14 protein-coding genes and 4 tRNA genes are annotated in these 11,628 nt (G+C 39.0%); 1 reads left to right on the top strand and 17 read right to left on the bottom strand.

The window, feature by feature from the left end; translation table 11 throughout:
• Positions 1-26: 26 nt before the first annotated feature.
• From mreD to HNQ43_RS05750, 10 genes are all read right to left on the bottom strand, one after another.
• Positions 27-593, bottom strand: a complete 567-nt coding sequence (gene mreD, locus HNQ43_RS05705; protein ID WP_183375660.1) for a rod shape-determining protein MreD — start codon at positions 591-593, stop codon at positions 27-29.
• A complete protein-coding gene (gene mreC / locus HNQ43_RS05710; RefSeq protein ID WP_183375662.1) occupies positions 590-1,426 on the bottom strand; it encodes a rod shape-determining protein MreC in 837 nt (278 codons plus the stop codon). The genes mreD and mreC overlap by 4 nt, the downstream gene beginning before the upstream one ends.
• Before the next feature lie 413 nt (positions 1,427-1,839).
• Positions 1,840-2,238, bottom strand: coding sequence for an SRPBCC family protein (locus HNQ43_RS05715; RefSeq protein WP_183375664.1), 399 nt, complete (start codon positions 2,236-2,238; stop codon positions 1,840-1,842).
• A 72-nt stretch (positions 2,239-2,310) separates the two neighbouring features.
• Entirely contained in the window at positions 2,311-2,985 is a 675-nt protein-coding gene (gene radC / locus HNQ43_RS05720; RefSeq protein WP_342353963.1) for a RadC family protein, read from the bottom strand.
• 57 nt (positions 2,986-3,042) lie between these two features.
• Positions 3,043-3,118 (bottom strand) — tRNA-His (locus tag HNQ43_RS05725).
• 45 nt (positions 3,119-3,163) lie between these two features.
• On the bottom strand, positions 3,164-4,057 hold the full coding sequence (locus tag HNQ43_RS05730) for a DUF1848 domain-containing protein (protein WP_183375668.1): 894 nt from the start codon (positions 4,055-4,057) through the stop codon (positions 3,164-3,166).
• Positions 4,058-4,114: 57 nt separating this feature from the next.
• A tRNA-Gly gene (locus tag HNQ43_RS05735) sits at positions 4,115-4,188 on the bottom strand.
• A 10-nt stretch (positions 4,189-4,198) separates the two neighbouring features.
• Positions 4,199-4,274: transfer RNA gene (locus HNQ43_RS05740), tRNA-Asp, on the bottom strand.
• A gap of 23 nt (positions 4,275-4,297) precedes the next feature.
• Positions 4,298-4,388 (bottom strand) — tRNA-Ser (locus tag HNQ43_RS05745).
• 77 nt (positions 4,389-4,465) lie between these two features.
• A complete protein-coding gene (locus HNQ43_RS05750; protein WP_183375670.1) occupies positions 4,466-5,146 on the bottom strand; it encodes an HAD family hydrolase in 681 nt (226 codons plus the stop codon).
• Between the two features lie 203 nt (positions 5,147-5,349).
• Between HNQ43_RS05750 and HNQ43_RS05755 the strand changes: the two genes are divergently transcribed.
• Positions 5,350-5,997: a flavin reductase family protein gene (locus HNQ43_RS05755; protein ID WP_183375672.1), complete on the top strand. Its 648-nt coding sequence runs from the start codon at positions 5,350-5,352 to the stop codon at positions 5,995-5,997.
• A 127-nt stretch (positions 5,998-6,124) separates the two neighbouring features.
• On the opposite strand, the gene atpC is transcribed toward HNQ43_RS05755, so the two are convergent.
• The 7 genes from atpC to atpE are packed head-to-tail and all read right to left on the bottom strand — an operon-like array spanning position 6,125 to position 11,612.
• Entirely contained in the window at positions 6,125-6,520 is a 396-nt protein-coding gene (gene atpC / locus HNQ43_RS05760; RefSeq protein ID WP_183375675.1) for an ATP synthase F1 subunit epsilon, read from the bottom strand.
• Position 6,521: 1 nt separating this feature from the next.
• Positions 6,522-7,925 carry a F0F1 ATP synthase subunit beta gene (gene atpD, locus HNQ43_RS05765; RefSeq protein WP_183375677.1) on the bottom strand — a complete coding sequence of 468 codons (1,404 nt, stop codon included), beginning with the start codon at positions 7,923-7,925 and terminating at the stop codon, positions 6,522-6,524.
• A gap of 12 nt (positions 7,926-7,937) precedes the next feature.
• Complete coding sequence (atpG, locus tag HNQ43_RS05770; RefSeq protein ID WP_183375679.1) at positions 7,938-8,783, bottom strand: ATP synthase F1 subunit gamma; 846 nt, start codon at positions 8,781-8,783, stop codon at positions 7,938-7,940.
• A 1-nt stretch (position 8,784) separates the two neighbouring features.
• On the bottom strand, positions 8,785-10,305 hold the full coding sequence (gene atpA / locus HNQ43_RS05775) for a F0F1 ATP synthase subunit alpha (RefSeq protein ID WP_183375681.1): 1,521 nt from the start codon (positions 10,303-10,305) through the stop codon (positions 8,785-8,787).
• A gap of 12 nt (positions 10,306-10,317) precedes the next feature.
• Positions 10,318-10,848, bottom strand: a complete 531-nt coding sequence (atpH, locus tag HNQ43_RS05780) for an ATP synthase F1 subunit delta (protein WP_183375683.1) — start codon at positions 10,846-10,848, stop codon at positions 10,318-10,320.
• Positions 10,842-11,357, bottom strand: a complete 516-nt coding sequence (gene atpF, locus HNQ43_RS05785) for a F0F1 ATP synthase subunit B (RefSeq protein ID WP_183375685.1) — start codon at positions 11,355-11,357, stop codon at positions 10,842-10,844. The genes atpH and atpF overlap by 7 nt, the downstream gene beginning before the upstream one ends.
• Positions 11,358-11,366: 9 nt before the next feature.
• Positions 11,367-11,612 carry an ATP synthase F0 subunit C gene (gene atpE, locus HNQ43_RS05790; protein WP_183375687.1) on the bottom strand — a complete coding sequence of 82 codons (246 nt, stop codon included), beginning with the start codon at positions 11,610-11,612 and terminating at the stop codon, positions 11,367-11,369.
• Positions 11,613-11,628: the final 16 nt, after the last annotated feature.

The following is an 11,628-nucleotide window of genomic DNA, read 5'->3' on the forward strand; positions in this document are numbered from 1 at the left end:
TGGTCAAAAAAAAGAAATGAGAAGACTCATTTCCCGTTAAGTCGCAAGCGGCGATATTTTCTTTTTTCCTGACGTTGGATCCGATGCCTGCGTATCGTCTGATATCGCTCCATAACCCCAAAAATATATTCTAAGGCAAAGAAAGCAAACGCATTGAATACCATTGTGCCTAATTCATGATGAACGAACCATGTTCCAAAATGGACCTGAATCATTCCTGTTATACGGTACCATCCAAAAGAAATCAAATTTCCTAATACTAATAACGAAAAACAGATACTGAATTTTCGTAAGATACCCTCTTTTCCAGACCTCGATAAGAAGCTGACACAGCATCCCAATATACCATAAAGAATCCCATGAAATGGAAAACCCACTCCAAACAAAAGATCTTGGATCAACCCGCACAGAGCTGAAAATAAAAACCCAGTTGCAAGAGAAGTATGATAAGAAATCAAGCAGAGTGACAAAAATCCACATTGAGAAAGAAATGAAAACTGTTCAAAGAGCGGATCCATAGGAAATATAAACTCGATCAGATCATCAATCAGAAAAAACAGCAGAACAATCAGGAGCTCTTTTTGTAGTTTCATGATAGAGCTCCACTTCCGATCACTAAAACATAATTAAAACTGCCGATATTGGAAACCGGACTCACATAAATCGTCGAAATCAAAGCACTGTCATTGGTTTCAACATCTTGGATCGAACCGACATATATCCCTGAAGGATAATTTCCTCCCCGTCCCGAAGTGCTAACTTCTTGTCCCTGCGTTACACTGGCATCGTTATCAAATAATGAAACGCGGTACGCGTGAGCATCCGGATCATAACTTTCCAAAACACCTTCTACATTCGTTCCATCATCTAATGATATGCTGATGGCAATATCATTGATCAAGGTATCACTGGTTAAAAGACGAACTGTACTCGTTGCCGTTTGTACCGACTCCACCAAACCGACAGCCCCCTGGGAAGTACAAACGATCATATTTTCTTCCACACCTTGCGTAGAACCGGCAGAAATCGTGACCGTTTGATCCCAAGCATCCGTATCGCGCGCCAAAACAGAAGCAGATACCGTAGTTGCTTCATCAAGTGTTCCGTTAAGCTCAATCAATTCTTCAAGCTCCTGGTTACGGTTTCTTTGTTCTTCATACAGTGTTTTATAACTTCGCTGTTGAGCCAGCTGTTCATTCAAATATTGATTATCATCATAAGCATGCCAAAGATTCGCAAAATCACTAAACATATTCGTTAAAGATGTAATTGGATAATCGATCAATCCATATTTTATATATGTCCAAGCACTATATCCTATATTCGAAAGTGTATTTTGCCGCAACCCCATCATCAGGCATCCAAAAATCAGCAACACAATGTTGGCAATCAGCAGGATCCTTTGCAGCCGTGTAAACTTTTTCATTGAAGTCCCCCAAACTACTACTCATTATAATAGGATTTCAATAATCAATCAATCGAGTTCTATACTGAAAAAATCGGAGGATGAAATTTTTTTGAGTTTTAAATAAGCCTTTGTTTATCGAACTTTTAGAAACTTTCTTCGATTTTGACTTTTTTCAACACTCAAAAGAAAAACCTAGTAGAATTACGTTTCCACTAGGTATATTTTAATTTGTCTTTTAAATATAGTGCTTAAACACCTTTTTCTAAATTAGGATTTTTTGATAGGTATAACTCAATACCCTTATTAATACCGTTTCCTAATTCTTTTCTTATTTCTTCATATTCTTGTAGTATGCTCATTAAATCACATCCTTTCATTAGAGCATAAAAAAAACCAACTATTATAAGTTGATCTACTCGATAAATTATAATTTATTTCTCTAATATTCTTTTCAAATCCATAATAAACTGTGCTTGCTGTTTTTTTAAATATGATTTTACAAACGGCTTCATATAGAATTTCTTTGCTATTACCTGTTCTGTAAAATCAATCTCCGTTTTATCGCCTATGGAAGTGAAAATGCCAACCCAATGTCCTTTCATATTGCTATTTTCCATATCAAATTCCCAGCGCTTATGCGGTTCTACAACAGTGATAGTAAAAGTGGTGGGATAGCCGTTTTTGGTATATTCAATAAATTGTTCTTCATTTATTACTTCCGTTTTACTTAAATCACTTCGCCATTGAGTATATTTATCAACAGCTAAAACAGTTTCCCAAACTTTATGAATATTACTATCAATGCTGTCTTTTATATTTGAAATTGTCATTTTTGCACTTCCTCTCAAATTCCAATTTATAAAGATATTATATCTTTATCCCTAACTAATTACAGTATATACTCAATCGAGATATTGATGTTGCTTAAAGGAAAACCAGGCATTTTTTCCAACAATGATATGATCCAATAATGGAATTCCCGTCATCTTCCCCACCTCTTGAACACATCTCGTAAACTCTATATCTTGTGAAGAAGGAGTAGGATCTCCGCTAGGATGGTTATGGATCATAATTAAAGCATTCGCATGATAAAGATAGGCATCATGATAGATTTCACGAGGATGAGCACAACTTTCAGTTAAAGTACCGACAAAGAGTAATTGATGATGGATGATCTTCCCTTTTGCGTTTAAATAAACACACACAAAATGCTCTTGAAAACAAGGGCCGATCTCCAATTGAAACCATTTCACCAAATCATCCGGCTGATAGACCGAAGCTTGATAATTCTTTCTTTGAAGGGCTCGTCGACATAGTTCTATTCCCGTTAAAATCTGCAGTGCTTTTACTTGTTTAATCCCCTTAATTTCCATCAACTCTTCCAAACGTAAATCAAAGAGTCGGTTAAGATTCTCAGAAAGGTCCAAAACTTCTTCGGCCAAATCAAAAACACTCTTTTCTCGATTTCCGCTTTGCAGCAACAAGCATAAGATCTCCAAATCACTCAAATAATGCAGACCATAACGAATCGCTTTTTCGCGCGGCCTTAGATTCATACTCATCTCTTTTACCTTCATAGCATTAAATACGTCAAAAACATAAAAAAAAACACTCTTTCGAGTGTAATTATCTCATGGGGCGGCTGACGCGATTCGAACGCGCGAATGACGGAGCCACAATCCGCTGTGTTAACCACTTCACCACAACCGCCATGTGCTCAATTATTTTATCCAATTTCATTGAAATTGTAAAGCATTATTTAAAAATAATATGATCGTGGCGATCTTTGATAATTTGATCATTCTGTAAAGTTCCTATCAAAAGCGGGCTTTTGGGATCATGGCGGCTACGATTTGATTTCACACTTTGTTCATCGTAATTCGCATAACAGTATTTACAAAGATGAGAGCAAGTATTATAGGATCCAATATCCACCATTTCTACGCATCCACAAGGGCGTGCCTTCCATTTTGGAAAGATTTTCCCAGTAAACCGAAAAGCTTCTTCTACACTTAAGCATACATTTTGTGATATTCCAAAAGGCGACAAATCTACTTTTTCAAAACAAGTCTGAACACATATTCCATGCTGAGTGGCGCTTTTTGAGAAAGCATCAGCTAATACAAACATATCTGTTTCTTGAATTGGTTTAAGCCGAAGTTCTTGTTGATGTTTTTTTACATTTTTATAGATATCAACAAAAGAGATAATAATCTTATCGATCACTCCCTCTAAATCTTGACATAGTTTATCAAAAGCATGTATATGATACGAAGTCGTATATCGATCATTCAGTAAGATTGGATCATATCGCAGAATAGGTTTTGCCAAGATACAATGTTTTTTCAATAAATGAATGGATGACAGAATATCTTTTTTATGAGATACATTGGGTTCAATATCCTTATGATAAGGAGTCAATGTGATCTGAAACACAAAAGGAATTTTAAGAATGTCCAGATATGGAAGGATCGGCCTAGGATCCTTAGTACAGAAAACAATTAAATCGACTTCATCAAAAGATATTCGGGAAAGCTGATGCGGATCAAACGGATTTTGTACAAGAACAAACCCATCCTTCAAACGATTCATCAGCCATGGGGTATAAAACGCAACGATATCTGTGCGTCCGCTTATATTTAAGATCATATCAATAGCCTAACATAAAAAAATCAGATTCAAAAGAATCTGATAGATGGAATTAGATGGAGCAGGTGATGAGAATCGAACTCACGTAGTCAGCTTGGAAGGCTGAAGTTCTACCATTGAACTACACCTGCAAAAAATAAATGGCGGTCCAGATGGGACTCGAACCCACGATCTCCTCCGTGACAGGGAGGCATGTTAACCACTACACCACTGGACCAAAATAGATAGATTTAAATAAAATGGCGGAGAAGGAGAGATTTGAACTCTCGCGCCAGTTTCCCGACCTATACCCTTAGCAGGGGCACCTCTTCAACCACTTGAGTACTTCTCCAAGTTAATCAAGTCAGGAACGCTACTCAATCAGCGCTCATTTATATTACCATGATGAAAATAAGAATGCAACACTTTTTATAAAATTTTTTTTATTTCTAAAAGTCCGTGCACAATATGGTCCGCACCAGATCGACTCCTGCGCCAAGAATTCTTGGCATCATACCATATGGTTGTAATGCCGCATGAATTTGCTCCCTGAATATCTGCTTTATAAGAATCACCAATCATAACAACTTGTCTGGGATCTAAGATTTCAAGATCCTTTAAACAAAAGGTAAAAAAATCTTTTGATGGTTTTTGATGCCCAATCGTCTCTGAAAAATAGAAACGGTCAAAATACGAAAACAATCCAGCCGTTTTAAGCCGCTGTTTTTGTTGAGAACAAGGAGCATTAGAGGCCACGCAAACACTATATCTTTTTGATAGATAGGATACCAGTTCCATAGCGCCAGAAATCGGTACAGCATATTGATGCAATCCTTCCACAAACTTTTCTTCTAACCGGATCCCATCGAAATCGATCCCTAATTCTTTTAAAATCAAATTCCATCGGATTTGATAATGTTCTCTCTTTGTCAAATTTCCTTCTTCGATTTGAGCCCAGAGTTGATCATTGATTCGCAAAAATGTTGGAAAAACAACTTCCTTTGAAAAAGGAAGATCAAAGGCGCAAAAAGCATCTTGCATCGATGCTAACGCACAAGCATTAAAATCTAATAATGTGTTGTCCACATCTAACAAAACAGTAGAAATCATTTTTTTATTATACTCTTTTTTTATGAAGGTGTATACAGAACTAAAAAACGAACTGTACTAGTGAATTGGGGAGATTGCACTTTTTTAGTAATTTGACAAGATAATATTTTTATGTATTAGCTATAACACCTGCTTTCATTGTAGATGATACTGAACAGAGGTATAATATTTTTATAAATTGGAAGTTGTAGAGAGGTGTCGCAATGAAAATAGAGATTGGGAAAGATTTTCCGCAGTATTTCAAATCCTCATATCCAGAAGAATTTGAATTGTTTTCACATTTTGAAGTAACCGCCGGAATACCAACGGTTTTATTTGCAATTACCACATGGAAAGAAAACAGAAAGCCTAATGTATGCTTCCACGCATGGAGTTGTTTTCATGGTGATAAAACAGCTTTCTTTGCTGTTATGGGAAATCTTTATCAACACACTCATACTTATGCAAATATCCAAAGGGAAAAGTGCTTTTGTATCAATTTTCTTCCAATAAGTTACTATGATAAATTAGTAGATACCATTAACCATAACGACTACGAAGCTGATGAATTTTCAGTAGGGAAATTTGCGCTTATAAATGCCAAGACCATTCATGCCCCTATGATACAGGAGGCATTTATAAATATGGAGTGTACTTTGAAAGAAACGCAGGATTTAAGCGGAGCAGGCATTACTTCAATGATTATCGGGCAAGTACAGCATATTTCCGTCGAAGAAGAATACGCACGGGGCTATAAAAAACGATATGGAAAAGACGGATTTATGATGTTAGTCCCTGCCCCACAAGACTTAAAAACAGGAGAGCCTAATCAATCAGCGATTGCTACGACAAATATTGAAAAGTATGACTGATAAATCCTAATTTTCCCATCCATTTTGGATTTTTCCTTAGATAACAGCATAAATAAAGGAGAAAATGAAATTTCCCTGACTCTCATCTCCTCAATTTAATAGTACAGTTAAAAAACGACTAGAAAATCTAGTCGTTATGGATCTTGATTCGGTTCATTGCCCGTACAAGAGCAAGATTTGCACGTTTCATATTCGTCTTGCTGTCTTTCTTTTCAAGACGTTCACGAGCCCTGCGGTATGCTTTTTTAGCGCGTTCGAGATCAATATCACCCTTGCCCTCGATAGCATCTGTTAAAAGCATGGCTTTATTCTTTTCGAGATGGCAAAAGCCACCCGCAATGGCATATTCCCATTTTTTATCCTCTGTATCTTTTAAGATCAATCGGCAAGGAACCAAGGCCATAAAAATAGGAACATGATTTGTCAACAGGGTCAATTCGCCTTCCACACTTGTCAGATGGATACTGTTGACCTCTTTGCTCGCATATTGTCCCTGAGGTGTAATAATCCGTAAAGAGATCATATTACTCACCAGCCATTTGTTTTGCTTTTTCGACAGCTTCTTCCACTGTTCCTACAAACATGAAGGCTTGTTCTGGTAAATCGTCAAATTCTCCTGCTAACAGCCGTTCAAAAGAACGAATAGTTTGTTCCAGCGGCACATATTTGCCTGGAATGCCAGAAAAGACTTCTGCTACATTGAACGGTTGCGACAAAAAATTACGAACACGACGAGCACGATTGACGATTTTTTTATCTTCTTCGCTCAACTCATCCATTCCCAAGATCGCAATAATATCCTGCAACTCTTTATATCTTTGAAGAATATTCTGGACACCTCTAGCTACTTTATAATGTTTTTCACCTACAACCAGCGGGTCTAGAATACGAGAACTCGACTCTAGAGGATCAACAGCAGGATAGATCCCCAAAGCAGCAATATCTCGGTCAAGTACGGTCTTGGCATCCAAATGTGTAAAGGCAGTCGCCGGAGCCGGATCTGTCAAATCATCAGCCGGGACATAGATTGCTTGAACCGACGTAATAGATCCTTCATTCGTTGATGTGATTCGTTCTTGCAATTGTCCCATTTCTGTTGCTAATGTCGGCTGATATCCTACTGCACTAGGCACGCGCCCCAGCAGAGCACTAACTTCCGACCCTGCCTGAGTAAAGCGGAAAATATTATCAATAAACAATAAAACATCTTGGTGCTCTTGATCACGGAAATGTTCGGCCATTGTTAAGCCTGTCAGTCCAACTCGCATACGAGCCCCAGGACTTTCATTCATCTGTCCATACACTAAAACTGTCTTATCTAAAACACCGCTATCTTTCATCTCGTGATACATATCGTTTCCTTCACGAGTTCTTTCTCCAACACCGACAACAACGGATTTTCCACCATGTTCTTTTGCGATATTATGGATCAATTCCTGGATCAGCACGGTTTTTCCTACTCCAGCTCCCCCAAATAGACCAATCTTTCCTCCTTTGGCATAAGGACAAAGAAGATCAATGACTTTGATCCCTGTTTCTAAAGGAACGCTCTCCGTGCTTTGTTCATCAAAAGCCGGAGGATTGCGATGGATAGGTTCCCAATCTACATCCTTCAACTCGCCTAAGCCGTCAATAGGACGACCCAATACATTAAACATGCGACCTAAGACCGCATCTCCCACAGGTGCCTGGATTGGTTTTCCAGTATCATAAGCTTCCATGCCTCGAACTAACCCATCCGTACTTCCCATTGCGATACAACGGACACGATCAGCTCCGATTCCCTGTTCCACTTCTACGATCAAGCTTTCCTGTCCCTCTCGTTTGATTTCAATTGCCGATAATAAATCTGGTAAATGATTTTCATCAAACGAAATATCAACGACAGGTCCAATGATCTGTACAACTTTTCCTATATTTTCTGCCATTACAATCATCTCCTATCCCAATGCATTCGCTCCACCAACGATCTCTGTGATTTCTTGCGTGATGGCCGCTTGCCGAGCCTGGTTAAAGGCCAACTCTAAAGCATCCTGTAATTCGTTCGCATTATCCGTGGCACTTTCCATAGCCATGCGGCGTGAAGCTTGTTCACTGGTCTTACTTTCGAGAAATTTAGAGAACAAGACCGATTTCATTGCCATGGGAATCATATCCGCAAGCATTTCTTGTTTCCCGGGTTCAAATATCATTTCTGGTTCAAGTTTATTTTCTTCTTTCAATGGTTTGGATACAGGAAGAATCGTCTGCAAAGTTGGGACAAAAGTCAAGGTATTCTTATAATGCGTATATAAGATCTTGATACTAGAAATGTCTTGCTTTTCATAAAGATGCAAAGCCTCTTCCATCTTGCTGGAGAGAGCCGGATACATTGAATCCTCATTGAGATCACACAGCTGATCAACAACTGTATAGTTACGATTTTTGATCCATGCAAGCCCTCTCGATCCTATCATCACGATTTGATCTTCTGCTTTTAGATCGCTCTGTATTTTCTTAAAGATATTGGCATTGTATCCTCCGCAAAGACCCATATCACTCGCAATCACAAAAACATAGGATGGTTTCGTTTTATCGCTATTTAAGTATATGGAATTTTTCTTTGCAGAACGTAAAACCATCATCAGCATTTCTTCCAAGGCCGAAGCATATTCACGGTTTTGCTCCATGATCTGTTTTTGTTTTGTCAATTTGCTGGAAGCTACCAGCTGCATCGCCTTTGTGATTTTTTTTGTCGAATCGACTGATTTGATTCGCGCTTGGATCGCTTGTCTAGTCTGTGCCATACTAAGCTCCCAGTGTCAATGAAAACTCTTTAGCATAAGCGTCTAGGGCGTTCTTGATTTGTTGTTCTAATTCATCATCCAATGCCTTTTTCATTTCAATCTGATCCAGAACATATGGATATTCCCGGTTGATATAGGCGATCAAGCCCGATTCAAACTCCTGAACCTTTTCCACCGGAACCTGTTTGAGGTACTTATGTTTGGCCGCAAACAATGAAATGACTTGTTCACTCACACGCATCGGTGAATACTGTTTTTGAATCAATAGTTGCGTCAAGCGGGCACCATGATCCAGAACCTCTTTGGTCGAAGCATCCAAATCGGAGCCAAATTTTGAAAAAGCCTCCATTTCACGATACTGCGCCAATTCCAGTTTCAAAGAACCAGAGACTTGTTTCATCGCTTTGATCTGTGCCGCCGAACCCACACGACTGACCGAAAAACCAGAATCGACACTTGGCCGGATTCCTTCATTAAACATGTCCGTTTTTAAAAAGATCTGACCGTCGGTAATCGAAATCACATTGGTTGGAATATAAGCAGAAATATCTCCTGCCTGCGTCTCAATGATCGGCAAAGCCGTTAAGGAACCGTTTCCATAGTCCTCGTTTAAACGAGCAGCTCTTTCCAATAATCGAGAATGCAGATAAAAAACATCTCCAGGATAGGCTTCCCGTCCCGGAGGCCTTCTCAATAATAAAGACATAGTACGATACGCCACGGCGTGTTTTGAAAGATCATCGTATACAATCAAAACATCTTCTCCATTTTCCATCCACTCTTCACCCATCGCGCAGCCTGCATAGGGAGCCAAATATTGTAAAGGAGCTGGTTCACTGGCAGTAGAGACTACGATCGTAGTATAAGCCATGGCATCGTGTTGTTTTAATTTTTCAACGATCTGTGCTACTGTACTGGCTTTTTGACCAATGGCAACATAGATACATTTTACATTTTGTCCTTTTTGATTAATGATCGTATCGATTGCGATCGCTGTTTTACCCGTCTGGCGATCACCAATGATCAATTCTCGTTGTCCGCGTCCGATAGGAATCATGGAATCAATGATTTTAAGACCCGTTTGTAAAGGAACAGACACACTTTTTCGAGTCATAACACCTGGTGCCACTCGTTCAACCGGTCTTGTCTTTGTAGTATCAATATTACCCTGTCCGTCAATGGGCTGCCCTAAAGCGTTGACTACACGTCCCATCAAGGCATCTCCTACAGGAACCTCCACAATATGTCCTGTACGTTTAACCAGATCACCTTCCTTGATATCGTTGTTGTCGCCCATCAAAACAACGCCCACCTGTTCGTCTTCCAAATTCATGACCATTCCATAAACATCATGAGGGAAAAGCAACAATTCACTCATCATCGCATTTCGTAATCCGTACACTGTAGCTATACCATCACCAATGCTCAGAACCGTGCCGCTTTCATTCATTTCCAAGTCTTGATCAATATTTTGAATTTGAGCTTTGATCAGCTGTGAGATCTGCGTAGGATTTAAACTCATAGATTCACCTCGCTAGTTTCTGATTTTTTCTTTTATCGCTTCTAACCGCGATAAAACAGTATTATCCAAGACTAGATCTCCCGCTCTGACGCGTAAGCCCGCAATCAGTTCCGGATCGATCTTATAAGTCAAGGAAATCGTTTTATGTAATTTTTGTTCCAACATCTTTTGTAAAGATGTCTGTTGTTTTTCATCTAATGGACACGCTGTTTCCACTAAGACACTCTCGATATCATGGTCTTTTTCAAAGCATTGAACATACGCTTTATAAATATCCGGCAAAGCTTGAATCACTCCATGCTCATTGAATATCAACAATGTCTTCATCATTACTGGCGGCAGAGAATCTTCGAACAATTCCATGAGCCATTTTTGTTTCTCTGCTTTTGAAATCTTCGGATGCGAAAGCGCCAGCACAAACGACGGCTCTTTTTCCCAGATCAAAGAAAGTTCATACAAAACTCCTTTATACTCCGCTTCTTTGTCTGCCTCTTTCGCAATCTCATAGATAGCCTGTCCATAAGGCATCATTTGTTCTACCATTTTGAAGAACCTGCCTCATCAATAAAATCATCAATGTATTCTTTTTGCGCCGCTTCGTCCATCTCTTTTTTCACAAGCTTTTTTGCAGCCTCGATCGCTACAGAACTAATTGCCTCTTTCATATCTTTTTGGGCATTTCGTTTTTCGCGTTCCAGATCTTCTTGCGCTTGTTTTTTGATTCGCGAAACTTCATGTTGCGCCTCTTCCAGTATCTGCTGTTTTTCCTGCGCTGCACTGGCTCTAGCAGATTCTAAGATCGCATGAGCCTCTTTGCCCGCATTTTTCATCTTTTCATCATATTGATCTTTGATATCTTGTGCTTCTTGTTTGATCTGTACAGAAGAATCAATGTTATGCTGGATCAAATCTTGGCGTTTTTGAATATACGCCAACAATTTATCCCAAAAAAACTTCTTCGCAATCAAAACAATCAGAAAAGTGGATATGCAGACAAGAACAACATCCGTCAAAGAAATTCGCAGATAGTTATCAATATTGAAACTATCCATACCCGATAACTATCCCTTAATAAAGATCAATAAGATCGCAATAACCAATGAGTAGATACCAGTAGTTTCTGCCAAAGCGATACCCAAAACCATAATTGACTGAATCTTGCTGGCGGCTTCCGGATTACGAGCAACACTCTCAGCCCCTTTACCCGCTGCAAAACCTTGTCCAATTCCTTGTCCAAAACCAGCAACCATCGCAATACCGGCACCTAACAGAGCCATACCTTGTACAAAAAATTCATTAAATTCCATTTTCGTTTCCTCCCTA

It is taken from the genome of Faecalicoccus acidiformans (assembly GCF_014202635.1).
In the GTDB taxonomy this organism is placed as follows: domain Bacteria; phylum Bacillota_I; class Bacilli_A; order Erysipelotrichales; family Erysipelotrichaceae; genus Faecalicoccus; species Faecalicoccus acidiformans.

Bases quoted from the DNA above. Each gene is read 5' to 3' on its own strand.
- atpE (WP_183375687.1), bottom strand. From the start codon at position 11,612: ATGGAATTTAATGAATTTTTTGTACAAGGTATGGCTCTGTTAGGTGCC.
- atpA (WP_183375681.1), bottom strand. From the start codon at position 10,305: ATGAGTTTAAATCCTACGCAGATCTCACAGCTGATCAAAGCTCAAATT.
- mreD (WP_183375660.1), bottom strand. From the start codon at position 593: ATGAAACTACAAAAAGAGCTCCTGATTGTTCTGCTGTTTTTTCTGATT.
- atpF (WP_183375685.1), bottom strand. From the start codon at position 11,357: ATGGATAGTTTCAATATTGATAACTATCTGCGAATTTCTTTGACGGAT.
- HNQ43_RS05750 (WP_183375670.1), bottom strand. From the start codon at position 5,146: ATGATTTCTACTGTTTTGTTAGATGTGGACAACACATTATTAGATTTT.
- radC (WP_342353963.1), bottom strand. From the start codon at position 2,985: ATGAAGGTAAAAGAGATGAGTATGAATCTAAGGCCGCGCGAAAAAGCG.
- HNQ43_RS05730 (WP_183375668.1), bottom strand. From the start codon at position 4,057: ATGATCTTAAATATAAGCGGACGCACAGATATCGTTGCGTTTTATACC.
- HNQ43_RS05715 (WP_183375664.1), bottom strand. From the start codon at position 2,238: ATGACAATTTCAAATATAAAAGACAGCATTGATAGTAATATTCATAAA.
- atpC (WP_183375675.1), bottom strand. From the start codon at position 6,520: ATGATCTCTTTACGGATTATTACACCTCAGGGACAATATGCGAGCAAA.
- HNQ43_RS05755 (WP_183375672.1), top strand. From the start codon at position 5,350: ATGAAAATAGAGATTGGGAAAGATTTTCCGCAGTATTTCAAATCCTCA.
- atpH (WP_183375683.1), bottom strand. From the start codon at position 10,848: ATGGTAGAACAAATGATGCCTTATGGACAGGCTATCTATGAGATTGCG.
- atpD (WP_183375677.1), bottom strand. From the start codon at position 7,925: ATGGCAGAAAATATAGGAAAAGTTGTACAGATCATTGGACCTGTCGTT.
- atpG (WP_183375679.1), bottom strand. From the start codon at position 8,783: ATGGCACAGACTAGACAAGCGATCCAAGCGCGAATCAAATCAGTCGAT.
- mreC (WP_183375662.1), bottom strand. From the start codon at position 1,426: ATGAAAAAGTTTACACGGCTGCAAAGGATCCTGCTGATTGCCAACATT.